16 protein-coding genes are annotated in these 15769 nt (G+C 48.0%); 2 read left to right on the forward strand and 14 right to left on the reverse strand.

Annotated features, from left to right (window positions below):
- Nucleotides 1-75: 75 nt before the first annotated feature.
- The 5 genes from CRO25_RS16555 to CRO25_RS16575 all read right to left on the reverse strand — a co-directional run bounded on the left by CRO25_RS16555 (nucleotide 76) and on the right by CRO25_RS16575 (nucleotide 3527).
- A complete protein-coding gene (locus CRO25_RS16555) occupies nucleotides 76-258 on the reverse strand; it encodes a hypothetical protein (RefSeq protein WP_079695752.1) in 183 nt (60 codons plus the stop codon).
- 34 nt (nucleotides 259-292) lie between these two features.
- The gene (locus tag CRO25_RS16560) at nucleotides 293-781 is read right to left on the reverse strand and encodes a hypothetical protein (RefSeq protein WP_063567814.1); all 489 of its coding nucleotides are present in this window, start codon (nucleotides 779-781) and stop codon (nucleotides 293-295) included.
- A 119-nt stretch (nucleotides 782-900) separates the two neighbouring features.
- Entirely contained in the window at nucleotides 901-2409 is a 1509-nt protein-coding gene (locus tag CRO25_RS16565) for an MDR family MFS transporter (RefSeq protein ID WP_079695914.1), read from the reverse strand.
- A gap of 51 nt (nucleotides 2410-2460) precedes the next feature.
- Nucleotides 2461-3033, reverse strand: a complete 573-nt coding sequence (locus CRO25_RS16570; protein ID WP_079695753.1) for a GNAT family N-acetyltransferase — start codon at nucleotides 3031-3033, stop codon at nucleotides 2461-2463.
- Nucleotides 3034-3230: 197 nt separating this feature from the next.
- The gene (locus CRO25_RS16575) at nucleotides 3231-3527 is read right to left on the reverse strand and encodes a hypothetical protein (protein WP_063567811.1); all 297 of its coding nucleotides are present in this window, start codon (nucleotides 3525-3527) and stop codon (nucleotides 3231-3233) included.
- A 186-nt stretch (nucleotides 3528-3713) separates the two neighbouring features.
- Between CRO25_RS16575 and CRO25_RS16580 the strand changes: the two genes are divergently transcribed.
- A complete protein-coding gene (locus tag CRO25_RS16580; protein ID WP_063567810.1) occupies nucleotides 3714-4202 on the forward strand; it encodes a GAF domain-containing protein in 489 nt (162 codons plus the stop codon).
- A gap of 153 nt (nucleotides 4203-4355) precedes the next feature.
- On the opposite strand, the gene CRO25_RS16585 is transcribed toward CRO25_RS16580, so the two are convergent.
- The 7 genes from CRO25_RS16585 to CRO25_RS16615 all read right to left on the reverse strand — a co-directional run bounded on the left by CRO25_RS16585 (nucleotide 4356) and on the right by CRO25_RS16615 (nucleotide 12373).
- Entirely contained in the window at nucleotides 4356-5171 is an 816-nt protein-coding gene (locus CRO25_RS16585; RefSeq protein WP_063567809.1) for a TipAS antibiotic-recognition domain-containing protein, read from the reverse strand.
- Between the two features lie 367 nt (nucleotides 5172-5538).
- Nucleotides 5539-6963 (reverse strand): aldehyde dehydrogenase family protein, encoded by a 1425-nt coding sequence (locus tag CRO25_RS16590; RefSeq protein WP_090810322.1) that lies wholly within the window; start codon nucleotides 6961-6963, stop codon nucleotides 5539-5541.
- 90 nt (nucleotides 6964-7053) lie between these two features.
- Complete coding sequence (locus CRO25_RS16595) at nucleotides 7054-7476, reverse strand: universal stress protein (protein WP_072734864.1); 423 nt, start codon at nucleotides 7474-7476, stop codon at nucleotides 7054-7056.
- Nucleotides 7477-7495: 19 nt separating this feature from the next.
- Entirely contained in the window at nucleotides 7496-8713 is a 1218-nt protein-coding gene (locus tag CRO25_RS16600) for an MFS transporter (protein ID WP_079695755.1), read from the reverse strand.
- 140 nt (nucleotides 8714-8853) lie between these two features.
- Nucleotides 8854-9294 (reverse strand): MerR family transcriptional regulator, encoded by a 441-nt coding sequence (locus CRO25_RS16605; protein ID WP_063567805.1) that lies wholly within the window; start codon nucleotides 9292-9294, stop codon nucleotides 8854-8856.
- Nucleotides 9295-9540: 246 nt separating this feature from the next.
- Complete coding sequence (locus tag CRO25_RS16610; RefSeq protein WP_161490650.1) at nucleotides 9541-9900, reverse strand: SdpI family protein; 360 nt, start codon at nucleotides 9898-9900, stop codon at nucleotides 9541-9543.
- Between the two features lie 100 nt (nucleotides 9901-10000).
- Nucleotides 10001-12373 (reverse strand): heavy metal translocating P-type ATPase, encoded by a 2373-nt coding sequence (locus CRO25_RS16615; RefSeq protein ID WP_072734866.1) that lies wholly within the window; start codon nucleotides 12371-12373, stop codon nucleotides 10001-10003.
- Nucleotides 12374-12637: 264 nt separating this feature from the next.
- Between CRO25_RS16615 and CRO25_RS16620 the strand changes: the two genes are divergently transcribed.
- Nucleotides 12638-13009: a metalloregulator ArsR/SmtB family transcription factor gene (locus CRO25_RS16620; RefSeq protein WP_072734867.1), complete on the forward strand. Its 372-nt coding sequence runs from the start codon at nucleotides 12638-12640 to the stop codon at nucleotides 13007-13009.
- 139 nt (nucleotides 13010-13148) lie between these two features.
- Here CRO25_RS16620 and CRO25_RS16625 read toward each other — a convergent pair whose 3' ends face one another.
- The gene (locus tag CRO25_RS16625) at nucleotides 13149-14309 is read right to left on the reverse strand and encodes an AI-2E family transporter (RefSeq protein ID WP_063567801.1); all 1161 of its coding nucleotides are present in this window, start codon (nucleotides 14307-14309) and stop codon (nucleotides 13149-13151) included.
- 316 nt (nucleotides 14310-14625) lie between these two features.
- Nucleotides 14626-15660: an LLM class flavin-dependent oxidoreductase gene (locus tag CRO25_RS16630; RefSeq protein WP_063567800.1), complete on the reverse strand. Its 1035-nt coding sequence runs from the start codon at nucleotides 15658-15660 to the stop codon at nucleotides 14626-14628.
- Between the last annotated feature and the right edge of the window lie 109 nt (nucleotides 15661-15769).

Raw genomic sequence — 15769 nt, forward strand, 5'->3', positions numbered from 1 at the left:
ATCTGATCCAAACTAAAAATAACCGGTTCGCCTTAATAGGCGGTACCGGTTATTCGAATTTGTTTATTAATCAAATCAAAGGTACAGAATCCACATCAACAACGTGAGGACAGCGACAACCAATCCACCTGCAATCAGCAAATCGACAATGTAACTGGACAGACCTGAGCGGCTGTGACCCTCAATCTCTCTCTGAGTCTCTTCGTACTTTCTCTTGGCTTCATCTTCCTTGGACGAATTCAGATTATTGGGAAACATCACCCTCACCCCTACTCCAAATGAGATATCTATATTATCCTGTGCTGGTCTGCTGCTTCTGCTTACGAATTTTTTTCAAGATCCATCCCAGACCTGATTGCCACAGTAAAAAAACAAACGTTGTTGTTACTACGTATTGATAAGGGCCAGCATACTGAAAGGCATGCATTCTGTACACAAAGATGGAGAACAACAGCGCACTACCTACACCAAGAAGAAAATAAGCTACGATTGTACTTATTACCTTGGATATAGATCTGTTCATTTTCAGGGAAGCAAGCACACTGTCCGCAATTAACGATAAAGGCAGGGTCAGAAACAGAAGAAGAGCCAAGTTGATAAGAATGCTTATGATCAATGTATACCAGAAGGGATAGTAATATGTATGTTCCGCTCGTTCTGCCAAGGGAACATATTTCATGAGTCCGACAACAATTGAGAGCGAAATGCAAGTCATAATGACTGCCAGAAGCTTGATTGAAAAGGATATTAACCAGAATGATTGCAGCGATTGCTTACTCATCTTAACTCGCCTCCCATTCCATTATTGTAAATTATAGATAATCCCTTCTAGAAAATAATAAACAAAAAAGCAGCCAAGAAACAGCTGCCCTAATCCAATGAATTTTCTTTTCACTTCGTTTACTTCGCTGAAGCTTGTGCTTGTGGCGGAGTATCTGCATCTTCGGGAACGATTAGCCGTTTGCGCAAGGCCAGTGTCGTCACCCATGAGATAATGGCAATGACAAACATGATGACAAACAAGGAATGCAGACTTCCTTCCAACACGTTACGCAGTAGCGCCCATTTGTCATCCGATAGAGCGGCATCCGTATGCGGAGCAAGCAGTTGATTCAGGTCCCCATCCGAAATCCCCGCCTCTGCCAGATGCTGTTCGCTCGACAACGTTGAAATTCGGTAATTTAACCATGTGCCGAAGGCTGCTGCACCAATGGTTTGTCCAAGCGTACGCATAAAGGTATGTAAGGCCGTGGAAGATCCACGTTCTTTATACCCAACCGACGACTGTGAAATGATCGTGAATATTGTAAAAGCAAATCCGAAGCCGAGTCCGTAAATAAAGGTCAAAATAAACAGTACGGCTTGGGGTGATGTTCCACCGACCAGAAAGAGTCCTCCCGATCCAATGGCAATCCCGGTTAATCCAATCACCGCTGTTAAGCGTGATCCAATTTTCATTAGCAGACGGCCAGCAAGTACACTACCGATCAGCCAGCCAACAGACATCGGTGCAAGCAGCAATCCTGATTCAGTCGCGTTACCGCCCCGAACCCCCTGCACCCATAGTGGCAAATAACTGGTTAGGCCAATCATCAGGGTACTGGTCAGTAGTCCGGCGATATTCGCCACCCGAATGTCCCGAATACGGAATAGATGAAGAGGTACCATTGGGGCCTGGGCTCTTTTTTCCACCACAAAAAATAAAATCATAAACAAAACAGCTACGATACTCAGTCCCACAATAATAGGAGAACTCCAGGCATAATACTGTCCACCCGCGGACAATACAAAGAGCAATGCTGTAATACCAACGGTAAAAGTCAACGCACCCATATAGTCAATTTTCGCGGTACGCGGAGACATTTCTTCCTTCAAATAACGGAACACAAACCACATCGCCAGCAGTCCGAACGGCAAATTGAACCCAAAGATCCACTGCCAGCCCAGATTGTCTACGAAATACCCGCCAAGCAGCGGTCCGGCCAGAGATGAAATGCCCCACACGGAGCTGATCCAGCCCTGTATTTTGCCCCGTTCTTCAAGGCGGTAGATGTCACCAATAATCGTAAACGTAACAGGCACAACCGCACCTGCGCCAATCCCTTGAATCGCACGAAAAATAATCAGTTGCTCCATGTTCTGCGAAAGGCAGCACAGAAGCGAGCCTAGTAAGAATAAGGCACAGCCAATCAGGAATACTGGCTTTCGTCCGTATAGATCACTGATTTTGCCAAAAATCGGCGTGCTCACAGCCATCGTCAACAGATAAGCAGTGAAAATCCAGCTCAACAGCTGCACACTTCCCAGCTCACTGACAATGGTTGGCCCTGCCGGACCAATGACTGTACCTTCAATTGCAGACAAAAAAGTCGCCAGCAGCAATCCCGCCAAGATGAAACTGCGGTTCAAACCTCCGGTTGTATTCACACAAACCCTTCTCTCTTCAAGTCGTTCTAATCTCTATTTATCTCTCTTACGCAAAAACTCATCGTACAACAGGGAATACATCACCATATCCTTATATCCGGTAGATGTATGTTGCACCTGACGCAGCAGGCCTTCCCTCGTGAAACCGCGGTTCGTCAAAAACTCTCCCGAAGCCACATTGCGCGGATCAACCAGCGCTTCAATCCGATTGAGACCCATAGTCTCATACCCAAACGGTAACATAACTGAAAATGCTTCCGTCATATAACCGTGACGCCAGTAGTCACGCCCCAGTTCATAACCGATCTCCCCACGGAATGCGCCTTCAAGTTGCCAAGTGTTATATCCGCAACTTCCGATGAGCTGGCCCGTCTCCTTGAGTTCAATACCCCAGCGAATCGCCTCCTCTTCTCCTGCCATATGGTTCAACAGCCCAATCATATCCGCAGCCTCACTTGTCCCGATCATGGGCGCCAAATTCATATAACGGGTCACTTCCCGGTCTGACCAGCAAGCGAACATCTGGGCCGCATCTCGGCGGCGCATTTTGCGCAGAAGCAACCGCCCTGTCTCTAATTCGGGAATTCTCCCTTTGCATTTGTACATGAAAAGACTCTCCGATCCGATCTATCCCACAGACCTCATATTCAATAGCCATCTAACCATAACCTGCACCGAATGGCAACTGTTCAGTCATCATTATCACGTCAAAAAACCGGGCCACTTCCGCTCCCGGTCTTGTTGTACGTATGGATCAACTCAAGTTTGCATCCTATTTCGGGATACCTTATCCAAATTTAATTTCAGGCTGTAGACGTCTTCTTGCCCGTCCCCAGCAATTCCTCACTAACCCGGCCGAACACGGCTATGATTTCCTTAAACTCCTCAATGCCAGTCCCGGTAAGGCTCCATTGATCTCCATGGGCGGTCAGGAAGTTTTCCTGTGTCAGATGCTCAAGTTCCTGCTTGATCTCCCGTTCTCCAACGCGATACCCCCGTTCTTCCAATAGAGGCAATGCGTCGCTAACAGTTAAATCCTGATTTTGAGCTAAATATAGAAGATGAATTCGTACAAAAAGATTCTGTACCTCTGCATGCATAAGCCAAGCTCCTTCCCGGGTTGTAGCCCGCCGTGGTTGCTAAGTATTTACCCCACCCAGGAAGATGAGAAACAGGAGGAATATTCATGCCTGACCTGCCCTTTCCGAAATCCTCCGCTTGACTAACCGCAGGCTCTGCACTATCTTGAAAATAAGTACCATTTTTGCTCGGGAGGGTGATTCATCATGTTTCAAGCTGTTTCTTATGAAGGAACACGAAGCGAGCAGCAAACCGCCGTCCTGGGACAGTTAAGTGCTCTGATCCGCGATGAACCTAGCGCTATTGCCAATCTGGCAAACGCTGCGGCGTTGCTCAATGTATTTATGACCGACACCAATTGGGTCGGATTCTATCTGTATGATGGAAAAGAACTTGTACTCGGTCCATTCCAGGGACTGCCTGCTTGCATCCGTATTCCACTTGGACGCGGTGTATGCGGCACTTCTGCTGCGGAACGGCGTACAATGGTCGTTGAAGATGTTCATGCCTTTCCAGGCCATATCGCCTGTGATGCCGCATCGAACAGTGAAATCGTTGTACCCATTATCAAAAACGGCGAATTGTACGGGGTGCTCGACATCGACAGCCCGATCAAAAACCGTTTTGACGATGAAGACCGCGTCTTCCTGGAAAAGGCGGTAAGCCTAATTACAGAGCAGCTGGAATTATCCTAACTGCCTGAAATACCATCTTAAGCCGATGGAGGGTTTATCGACCTTACGATGATATGCAATAACAAAGAGCGCCATCCTCCTAGAGGATCTGCGCTCTTTGTTAGTTATTTTTCTTCACACCCATGTTCTGCTCGCCCAAGATACTTTATGCATCTAGGATAAATCCTGTTCCGCTTTAATCATCATCCCATCTCGCAAAAACTCGGCCAGCTTGGGGTGGTAGCCATCATACATCTGACGAAAATTTTTGTGCTCGACGTACAGATTGGCCAAATCCCGGTAAATCTCTGCTGTTGGGGTGTAATAATCCTTGATCCAATCCAGGTGTCTTCCAATAATCTGCTGTACTTCCGAGCTGCCGGGTTCTAACCCATCCTCAATAGCGCCCTGCAAGTCCAAGTGAATCCGGTCAATCTTCGCCTGTGAATCGAGAAAATCTTCCTTCGACTTCATCTCCTGCCCATCAGGCATTGTGGATTGCTCCGGTGAATTGGCGTTGTACTTCTGACTGTCCTCTGTCTGCATCCGTTCAGAATAGTCATTTTTTGACGCTTGGTCAGAGGTCGGTTCATTTAGAAGCTGGTGACGCCCCTTGTTGGAAAACCCAGCGTACAGTTCGTACTCATCCAGTTCCTGCTCTCCACGTAAGTAGGAGATGGTTTTATCCAGTGTTTGAATCATTCCGTGCAGATGAAGTGCCTTCTCCAGCATCTCGAGCCGATGCTGCTGCATAATACGGATCATGTCACGGGGAGTATCCCTGAGCATGGGGCCGATCTCTTCCTCCTCCATGCCTACTTCTTTACAGAACAGAATCTGCTGTAGTCTCAGCAGCTCCGGCTTCTCATAGTAGATATCCTCGTCTTGACCAACGAAGGCTGGATTCAGCAGACCTGTCTCCGCATACTGTCCCAATTCACTCAGACTTACACCGGACATCCCGGATACATCAACCATGGAATATGCCATTTGAATACACCTCCTGTCTGGCCTGTAACTCCTAGGTTCAGGCTTGTTCATACTGCATTTTATTTAAATTTAAGTGAGATATTATAAAACTTCCAACAATTCTGTACCCCAGTAATCCGTTCATTTCTCTGGATGGATACACAATGCTTCGGTGATATGAACGGCATCTAATTGGTACATTTGCGGTATGATAAGTATTTATACCCTTCTCATCAGATGTGAACCCGGGGTTAATAAAGAAAGGCTATGTATTTTTTTACGGTAAGGGCTGAATGTAGAAAAGAAAAAAATCCCGCACCCCTAACTCGGGTACAGGATCATCTTGTTCTATTTTATCTCGAATTCCGCTCGTCCTAGGAGTGGATATTTAATTCTTGTTAAACATGACAAACTTCAATTCCGTCATTTCCTCTACAGCATATTTAACACCTTCACGTCCCATCCCGCTCTGCTTCACACCACCATAAGGCATATGATCCACACGGAAAGTGGGAATATCGTTAATCATCACGCCGCCTGCTTCGATGTGGTCCGCTGCATGCAATGCAGTATGAATATCATTGGTAAACACACCCGCCTGAAGCCCGTAGATGGAATCATTCACTTGCTCGATGCCTTCTTCAACCGAATCCACCGTATTAATGACAACGATCGGGGCAAAGACCTCCTGACAAGACACCTTGGCATCCCGCGGAACGTTAACAAGCACGGTTGGACGCAATACGCCGCCCTCGGCTTCGCCGCCTGTTGCCACCTCAGCGCCTGCCTGCTTCGCTTCATCGATCCAATCCAGCGTACGCTGTACATCTTTGGATGTGATGAGCGCAGACACAACGGTATCTGGATTCAACGGGTCTCCAACCACGACTTTTTGGGCCGCTTCAGCAAAACGACGAATGAACTCATCCGCGATAGCGCTGTGCACATATATCCGCTGTAGCGAGATACATACCTGACCTTGGTAAGTAAAAGCTCCGGTCACACATCTCGGTACCACCTTGTCCAAATTGGCATCCGCGTCTATAATGACGGCTGCATTGGACCCTAGCTCCAATGTGACGCGTTTCAGTCCGGCTTTACTGCGAATGCTGGTGCCTACAGCCGGGCTGCCTGTAAACGTAATATGGGCCACGTCAGGATGCTCTACAAGCACATCACCAATCGTTTTACCGTCACCGCTCACTACATTCAATGCGCCATCCGGTAATCCCGCTTCCTGAAGCAAATTGGCAATATAATACGAGGACAGCGGTGTCTGCTCCGCAGGTTTCAACACAATCGTATTGCCTGCTGCCAGTGCCGGTCCTACTTTGTGAGCCACCAGGTTCATCGGAAAATTAAACGGCGTAATGGCTCCAATAACACCCAAAGGCTGCCGCATCGTGTAGCCTACGCGTCCTTCACCGCCTTTGGCTGCGTCCATGGGAACCGTCTCTCCGGTGAGCCGCTTGGCTTCTTCTGCGGCGAAACGATACGTTTCCACCGTACGGTCAACCTCGGCGAGTGCCGCAGTAATCGGCTTTGCTGCCTCCAGCGCAATGATCCGTGCTGCTTCTTCCTTCCGTTCTTCCAGCAGGGTGGACAGCTTGTAAAGGATGTCTGCACGCTGATGGGCAGGCATTCTGCGCATCTCTTTGCCCGCCTGAACTGCGGCGGCAATCGCCGCTTCCACTTCCTCAGCTGTCGCCGAGGATACGTCTGCCAGTGTTTCTTTCGAGTATGGTGCCTGAAGTGCTATATAGTCTACTGATTCGGTGGGCTTGCCCCCGATGAACAGATGTTGTTTTTTCATAGTTGTATCCTCCATTCATGTTTAACGCAGCGTTTTCCCATACCTATTTATACACCACTTTAGCATCATCAACACAAGAAAGTCATACCACTATTTCACAGTCATTACGGGACATGCTGCATGTTTCAAAACTCCGTGGCTGACACTGCCCACGACGATCTCAGCGAGCATGCTTTTCCCCGCCGTCCCCATCACAATGAGATCACAGTCTCTATCCTTCGCTACACGGCAGATCTCATTCACGGGATCACCAGCTATCAGCAACGTTTCATAATGAACAGAACGCGCAGCTAACAATTCATTAACAGGTTGTATAATATGCTGTCCTTCTTCTGCGATCCGTGCTTCCAGATCCACACCCAGTGCGGGCTCATTCAGCGAGATCGAAGGATTAACGTGCACGATCATCAAGGAAGCCGGTTGTTTCATACTTTCTGCCAGAACAACGGCTTGCTCCAAAGCCTTGTGTGCATGATCCGACCCATCGACAGCAACCAATATTCGTTTCAGCATTTTCCATTCCTCCTGTTCATTAATGCGTAATGGCAGCATCGATATCGCGCAGATGTCTGCGGCGTACCAGAAGCACAACGACCCCGATCAGAACCATCAATGCGCCAAAATAAAACGGTGTCTCCGGTAGGAACCACTCGGACAATTTACCAGCAAGCCAAGGTGCCAGCGCACCTCCAAGGAACCGGACAAAGCTGTATGCAGCCGAGGCCACAGAACGTTCCACTGGGGCAGCTTCCATAACTGCCGTTGTAATTAACGTGTTGTTGATCCCGAGGAAAATCCCGGCAACGATAACGGCCACAATAACCGTTGTGGATGATCCCATTACCGTACCCACCGCCATTACCAGCAGATCAATGGCGAACAGGGTCAGCATAACGCTCATGGAAGGAACGGATCCGAATCGACGTTGCAGTCTTGGTGCGACAAAGACAGACGTGATCGCCAGCATCAGACCCCAACCGAAGAATACATAACCAAGTCCGTGTTCATCCAGATTCATGACATAAGGTGAATAAGCCATCAAGGTAAAGAAACCAAAGTTATACAGGAAGGCTGTGATCGCCAATGTTTTCAGTGAAGGATAACCCAGAGCTTTGAACGGATCGGACAAGGAACTACGCGTTTTCGGTTTGGCCATCTTAGGCAGCATAAACGTAATACTGATAAAAGCAATCGCCATCAGAACAGCTACACCATAGAACGGGCCACGCCATGAGATGGAACCCAGTTCACCACCGAGCAATGGACCAACGGCAATCCCCAGACCAAGCGCTGCTTCGTATAAAATAATCGCTTTGGCTGTCCCCGAAGTGGACAGTCCTACAATAGCGGATAATGCAGTTGCGATGAACAGGGCATTCCCTAGTCCCCAACCACCACGGTAACCGACGAGCGCACCTACAGTGTCAGAGGTTCCTCCGAGGAAAGAGAAAACAATGATCAGCAAAATCCCGCTGAGCAGTGTCCACTTCACACCAATCCGGCTGGATACAACACCTGTAATCAGCATGGCTACCCCGGTAACCGCGTTATAACTTGTAAACAATAAAGATACTTGGCTTTTGGATGCATGCAGGTGATCGGCAATCGCAGGCAGAATCGGGTCAACCAATCCCAGACCCATAAAGGAGATAATACAGGCGAAGGCTACTGCCCATACTGCTCTGGGCTGGGATAACAGACCTCCACGGGATGACGGCAATTCATCAGGTAATGAGGGTTCTCTTTTCATACGTAATTCCTCCTGGTTCATGATTTATGTTGTGAAATAAATTGTGAAAAACAATGAAATGCTCATTTTTTTTCAGAAATATAGGAAAGAAAACGGCACAAATGACACCGGATCTCCCGGTGCTTATCGTGAAATACTAATTATGTCTCATTCTCGTGCCCTTCTAATCGTCGAATGCCGTTCTGAACCCGTTCACGTAATTCCTCAAGTTCCTCCTGAACGGCGTGAATACTCTGAAGTTTCTGCTCGATCAGTTGCAGCTGGTCATCCAACGTCGTTTCCATCTTGGTGAGCTTCTCGATCCGTTCTCTCACCTCAGTGGTCTGTTGGTAGTCAAAACGCTGTTCGTTCAGCGCATCCGCCGTTGCCACATAGGTATGTAGCTCCTGAAGCGAGAAACCAAGAACTTCCTTCGCCCGAACCACCTTTTTGAGATAATCGATATCTTCCCGGGTGTATAATCGTGTGCCACCGTCCGTCCGCTGAGGTGAAGGCATAACACCGATCTCTTCGTAATACCGAATGGTACGCTTGGTCAAACCACATTCCTTGGCTACGTCATCGATTTTATATAAACTCATTTCCTTCACCTCACTTCAATATGTCTATAATGTTATGTACATAATTATATATATTATTAACGTTAACGTCAACGTTAGATTTTGGACTTGAATATGTAGTATGTCTCAAACAAGAATAAATTATTGCAGTGGTAATTTTTACAACACGTTGTTAAAAGCAGACCTCTGTTATCCTTCGCCTCTATAAGATGCAAAAAAGATCCGCTCGCGCGGATCTTCGTTCAGGTGCGATTTCACATTGTGCCTCTAAGCGCCTTGCTCCTTCTGTTCCTGTTGCTGGACACGCTGCATTTGCTTCAAACGGCCTTCGACTCTGGTAAACAGCCTGAATGTATAGAATCCTATAGCCACAAGACTTAGAACCAAAGCTCGTACATCCGTAAGCCAAAAACCGATTATGCCGAATACCGTAATAATCACACCAAACTGCATCATCAGATTGGCGCTATAACGTTGCGCTTCTTCCCATAACTCAGGATGACTCATTGCTCGCGGAGTACGATAACCATAAACGCCATTAATCCTTTTCGGCGGCTTTTTGTACACCATTAATCCCAGAATGAAATAGCACACTCCGCATATAATCCCAACTACTGCTCCTGCCACAATGTTCTCCCCTAACTCCATTAAAAATACACCACAGATATTAAAACAAAAAAACGGCTCTACGTATATACGAAGAGCCGTCCGGATCGTTTCGTAAAACTTAGATGTCCTTCACGCGCAGTACACGCATGGCGTTCAGGACAGCCAGTACGGTCACCCCTACATCAGAGAATACCGCTTCCCACATGGTGGCAATTCCGAACACACCCAGCAGCAGGAAGATCGCTTTGACACCCAACGCAAAACCGATATTTTGCCAAACAATGGTTCGTGTCCGTTTTGCAATTCGGATCGCACTTGCCAGTCTGGATGGTTCATCCGTCATGATGACAACGTCTGCCGCCTCAATCGCGGCATCCGAACCGAGTCCCCCCATTGCTACACCTACATCGGCACGTGCCAGAACCGGTGTATCGTTAATGCCATCCCCGACAAACACCATTTTCTCTTTCGACGATTTGGCAGCTTCGAGACGCTCCAGCTGTTCGACTTTATGCTGTGGCAGCAGCTCAGCGTATACTTCATCGACACCCAGCTCACGCCCTACAGCTTCACCAACAGCCTTGGCATCCCCTGTCAGCATCACTGTTTTGCGAATACCGAGCTTCTTGAGTGCCTGAATGGCTGCCGCTGCATCATCCTTAACCTCATCGGCAATGATCAGGTGACCGACATACGAACCCGATTCGGCAACGTGCACCACTGTGCCTACGGTTTGTGGAGTCGTGTAGGAGATACCTGCCTGTTCCATCAATTTGGCGTTACCAGCAAGCACTTCACGTCCATCCACACTGACCTTGATGCCATGCCCTGCAACCTCATCGTAATCATCCACACCTTGGGTCCGGATATCTTTTGCCCAAGCTGCGCGAATGGATTCAGCAATCGGATGATTGGAATGAGCCTCGGCAATTGCAGCAAGCTCCATCAATTCATCTTCGTTACGCCCACCTTCAGGGCGAATAGCTGTTACTTTGAAAACACCTTTAGTTAGTGTACCCGTTTTATCGAAAACAACGACTTTGACATCGTTCAAGGCTTCAAGGTAGTTACTTCCTTTGATGAGAATACCGTTACGCGAGGCAGCTCCGATACCGCCGAAAAAACCAAGCGGAATGGAAACGACCAGCGCACACGGACAAGAGATCACGAGGAAGACCAGTGCACGATAGATCCAATCGGCAAATGTCGCACCACTGAGCACCAATGGTGGAACGAGCGCAATCAACGCGGCGAGAATGACAACAACCGGCGTGTAATAACGGGCGAATTTGCTAATAAAATGTTCCGTTTTGGCTTTGCGGCTACTCGCATTCTGCACTAGGTCCAAAATTTTGGATACCGTGGATTCACCAAAAGTTTTTGTTACTTCGATAGTTAACATTCCGTTTTTGTTCACGAAACCACTCAGTACATCACTACCGGGTTCCAGTTCACGCGGAACTGACTCACCTGTCAGAGCGGAAGTGTCCACCATGGAACGACCTGCCTTAACAATCCCGTCCAGAGGTACTCGCTCACCCGCTTTAACCAAAATGCGATCTCCAATACGTACTTCTTCCGGCGACACTCGCTTGGTCTCTTCTCCCGAGCCAATCAGCATATTCGCATAGTCCGGGCGAATATCCATAAGCGACTGGATCGACTTCCTTGACCGATTAACCGCCAGCCCCTGAAACAGCTCACCGAGCTGATAAAAGAGCATAACCGCAACACCTTCGGGGTATTGACCAATGGCAAAAGCACCGATGGTAGCCACGGACATCAGGAAGTATTCATCGAATACCTGACCGCGAATAATATTTTTGAACGCCTGGAGAACGATATCTCCCCCTGCGATCAGATAAGCGACAACATAGAGTGCAAGCTGCGCCCAGCCTTCCAGCGGAGACCAGATCGCGGCTGCTACCAAAATGGAGCCTGCCGCCAGGCGTGCAAGCAGCACCTTCGTCTGCCCAGCGCCATGTTCATGTGAGTGTCCGGCATGCGCATCGTCATGATCGTGACCGTCCGCATGACCGTGATCATGTCCGGCATGACTTCCATGATCATGCGTGTGATCTTGGGCTCCGTGATGATGACCGTGGTCATGGTCATGGGAGTGACCAGCATGATCGTGCCTACTCGGAGTATGCTCATGCGTGTGAGCTCCGCTACCTGCATGTGCGTGCACATTGCCGTTAGCTTGGTTTATTGAATCAGCAGAACCACGACTGCCTTGTGATGATTTACCTTTTTCCGAAATACGAATATGCGGCTCCAGCCGAAGTACTTTGCGCTTCGCTTCTTCCACCACCTGCTCATCCATATCGGATGTGGTGTGCATGGATAAGGTTTTGGTCACAAAATTGACCGAGCAATCGGAAATGCCTTTAATTTTTTTGACGCCATTCTCAATCTTCAATGCGCAGTTCGCGCAATCCAATCCATCCAGCAGCAGTTCCCTTTTCACCTGTTCCTGTCCGGTTCCCATGTGAACTCTCCCCTTTGCAGTACGTAAATCAATATTATTATTCGTAATTTTTACGTTAAAATCAATATATGAGCAATCATTCATATGTTTTGTTAACCCTATTATATGCACGCTTAAACATGAGTGTCAACAATTCCGTTTGATTTTTCATACAGAATATGCTAATAGTAATCATTTCGCTTTAGACGTTTTTTGGATATAATAGGCTTATCGAAGAACATTTGATCAAATCAAAGGTTGAGTTAATATAGGTGGTGATAGGAAATGGAACAACCGGTTAAAGCTCCAGCCGAATGCGACGCGGCCTGCTCTGGAACAGAGGCTGACGTGCAGACCATTCGTGCTTCTCTCATGGATCGCGATACCTCTTCCGAGATGGCTGATTGGTTCAAGGCTTTCAGTGACCCGACACGGCTTCGTATTATTGATGCACTGTTGCAGAAGGAATTATGTGTTCATGATCTGACGGTGCTGCTCGATATGGGACAGTCGGCCATTTCGCACCAGCTGCGATCACTCCGCAACATGCGGATTGTCAAGCGGCGCAAAGAAGGCAAGACCGTGTATTATTCTCTGGATGATACACACATTGAGCAGATTTTCCTGCAGACGCTTCAGCATATTAAACATGGCTAGGCATCAGCCAGCCTGTTCACACAACAGAACCCCCGCCTCTCGGCTGTTAGCCGATGGACGGGGGTTCTGTTGAATTAGGGCACCGTTTTGCCAGAAAAAGAAGTTTATCATGCTCTAGCTACGGGCTTGCCCACTTCGGTTACAGTAGATTGTTATTCTTCGGATCATACAGGCCGGATCGTTCCTTGAACCAGTTGAAGATATGCGACACACATACTTTCAGCACTGCGTATCCCGGAACAGCCAGCAGAATGCCCACTACACCGAACAGATTACCTGAAGTCAGAATGACAAAGATAATCGTGATGGGGTGAATTTTGAGCGTTTTGCCCATAATCTGAGGTGAGATGAATTTACCCTCAATTAATTGCACGATCGTCCACACCGCTACCATCTTCAGCAGCATCACGGGAGAAGTGACCAGAGCCACGATCAGCGCAGGCGTAATCGCAATTGCAGGTCCCAGGTACGGTACAACACTCGTAAACGATGCGATAATCGCAAGAATCAGCGCATAGTCCAGACCAATAATCATATAACCGATGTATAGCAGAATACCAATGCAGAAGCTAACGATAATCTGTCCACGAATGAACGAACTGATCTGGTGATTGATATCTTCCAGCACATGCATTGCACCTGTACGACTCTTGATTGGCAGGAAAGACAGAATTTTCGATGGAAGCTTCTTGCCGTCTTTCAGCAGATAGAACAGGATAAACGGAACCGTTACAATGGACAGCACCGTCTCGGTGAACGCTCCGAGGAATCCGCCCAATTTGTTCCAGGTTGAGTTCAGAATGTCAGTGGCTTTCTGGGAAATCGTGCCCCACCAGTCCTGAGAATTCAAATTGACTGTCTCCTGGAACTGACCGAACAGCTTGCTGCCCGTAAGCTGCTCAAACTGCTGTTTGACCGTCTCACTGTACGTTGGAAAATTTTCAATCAGACTCGTAATCTGGTTACGTACGACCGGAATGACAGCCAGTACCACGACTGTCAGGATGCCCCCGATAGCCAGATATAAGATCAGAATGGACCAGCCACGTTTGATTTTCCACTTTTCCATAACATCCACAATCGGATTCAGCAGGTAATAGAGAATACCCGACAGAATAATCGGCAGCACAATCGTCTTGATCAGCACCGCGAGCGGGTGCAAAACAAAGGATACTTTGGTAAGAACCATCACGTTCAGTCCTACCAGCAGCAGAATTAACAGAAAAAGGACAAACTTATTATTCAAAAAAAATCGCTTAAACCGATCCGGCCAAATGCGGGGTTGCTCGGGTTGCTCCATAGGCGTGTCTTCCTCTCTTATGTATCCTTTATCAAAAGCATAAGCTGTAAACCTGCATGTTTCTTGACTGCGCATAAAGTTGCTTGTACAAGCCAACATATGTATAACACATTGAGTTTATACGTATGGCGCTGTTTAACCGTTTCAAATTAGACCGGTAAGTTCATTTTACCCTAAAAAGAACCTTCTGCCCCATACAACTCCTTTGAATAATTTCCCTACCAAAAAACGGCTCGCCTCCGAAGAGACAAACCGTTAATATGTCAGCGGCATGCGAGCCTTTTGTTCACGTCCGCTGTTGAGTTTATGCTTTTGTTTATGCTTTTCCCGCCAGTTGAGCGATCAGCTCATACGAGTGCAGGCGTGCCTGATGATCATAGATCATCGACGTAATAATCAGCTCATCCGCCTGGGTCTGAGCAATAAATGATTCCAGTTGACCACGCACGGTCTCTGGAGAACCGTTCACAGCTGCTTTTAGCGTCTGCTCTACACCAGCTTTCTCACGATCTGTCCATTTGCCTTCCATATCGGCTGGTGGCTGCACCAATCCGGTTGTGCCACGAATAATATTCAAGAACTGCTGCTGCATCGTTGTGCCAAGCCATGCTGCTTCTTCGTCGGTATCCGCCACGACAGCATTTACACCCACAATAACATGGGGTTCCTTCAAGTAATCGGATGGTTGGAAGCTGCTCCGATACGTTTCAAGTGCAATCCGGGTGTAATCCGGTGAGAAGTGGCTGGCAAAAGCAAACGGCAATCCCAGCTGTCCGGCGAGACGAGCACTGAAATCACTGGAGCCGAGCAGGTAAATCGGGATATTCAACCCTTCACCGGGTACAGCGCGAACAGGCGCGTGATACGATGTAGCAGAAGCATCGAAGTATGCTCTAAGTTCAGCCAGCAATTCGGGGAAATCTTCACCACTGTTCAGGTCTTTACGCAAAGCAAGAGACGTACGTCGGTCACTTCCCGGTGCACGGCCCAGCCCAAGGTCAATACGGCCTGGATACAGTGACTCTAACGTGCCAAACTGTTCGGCAATGACGAGCGGCGCATGGTTAGGCAGCATGATTCCGCCTGATCCGAGACGAATGGTCTTCGTTCCACCTGCAAGGTAACCAATGACAACCGAGGTCGCGGAAGAAGCGATGCCCGGCATGTTGTGGTGTTCCGCTACCCAGTAACGGTGATATCCCCAACGCTCGGCGTGCTGAGCAAGATCCAGACTGTTGCGAAGCGCATCCGCAGGTGTGGCACCTACTACGACAGGAGCCAAATCCAGTATGGACAATTTAACGTCGTTAATAAGTTTTTTATGGGATGAAGCTGTGTTTTCGGTAGACATAATAGAAAGTTCTCCTCTTTGTTCATATTTTTATTTTTGTATATCCAGATATATAGATGTAAAAGCGCAAAAAAATGATGTCACAGAGCTGCTCCTCTAGCCGTTTACA

Source organism: Paenibacillus sp. RU5M, assembly GCF_900221055.1.
In the GTDB taxonomy this organism is placed as follows: Bacteria; Bacillota; Bacilli; order Paenibacillales; family Paenibacillaceae; genus Paenibacillus; species Paenibacillus marchantiae.

Coding starts and splice junctions, on each gene's coding strand:
- CRO25_RS16555 (WP_079695752.1), bottom strand. CDS start 258: ATGTTTCCCAATAATCTGAATTCGTCCAAGGAAGATGAAGCCAAGAGA.
- CRO25_RS16560 (WP_063567814.1), bottom strand. CDS start 781: ATGAGTAAGCAATCGCTGCAATCATTCTGGTTAATATCCTTTTCAATC.
- CRO25_RS16570 (WP_079695753.1), bottom strand. CDS start 3,033: ATGTACAAATGCAAAGGGAGAATTCCCGAATTAGAGACAGGGCGGTTG.
- CRO25_RS16575 (WP_063567811.1), bottom strand. CDS start 3,527: ATGCATGCAGAGGTACAGAATCTTTTTGTACGAATTCATCTTCTATAT.
- CRO25_RS16580 (WP_063567810.1), top strand. CDS start 3,714: ATGTTTCAAGCTGTTTCTTATGAAGGAACACGAAGCGAGCAGCAAACC.
- CRO25_RS16585 (WP_063567809.1), bottom strand. CDS start 5,171: ATGGCATATTCCATGGTTGATGTATCCGGGATGTCCGGTGTAAGTCTG.
- CRO25_RS16590 (WP_090810322.1), bottom strand. CDS start 6,963: ATGAAAAAACAACATCTGTTCATCGGGGGCAAGCCCACCGAATCAGTA.
- CRO25_RS16595 (WP_072734864.1), bottom strand. CDS start 7,476: ATGCTGAAACGAATATTGGTTGCTGTCGATGGGTCGGATCATGCACAC.
- CRO25_RS16600 (WP_079695755.1), bottom strand. CDS start 8,713: ATGAAAAGAGAACCCTCATTACCTGATGAATTGCCGTCATCCCGTGGA.
- CRO25_RS16605 (WP_063567805.1), bottom strand. CDS start 9,294: ATGAGTTTATATAAAATCGATGACGTAGCCAAGGAATGTGGTTTGACC.
- CRO25_RS16615 (WP_072734866.1), bottom strand. CDS start 12,373: ATGGGAACCGGACAGGAACAGGTGAAAAGGGAACTGCTGCTGGATGGA.
- CRO25_RS16620 (WP_072734867.1), top strand. CDS start 12,638: ATGGAACAACCGGTTAAAGCTCCAGCCGAATGCGACGCGGCCTGCTCT.
- CRO25_RS16625 (WP_063567801.1), bottom strand. CDS start 14,309: ATGGAGCAACCCGAGCAACCCCGCATTTGGCCGGATCGGTTTAAGCGA.
- CRO25_RS16630 (WP_063567800.1), bottom strand. CDS start 15,660: ATGTCTACCGAAAACACAGCTTCATCCCATAAAAAACTTATTAACGAC.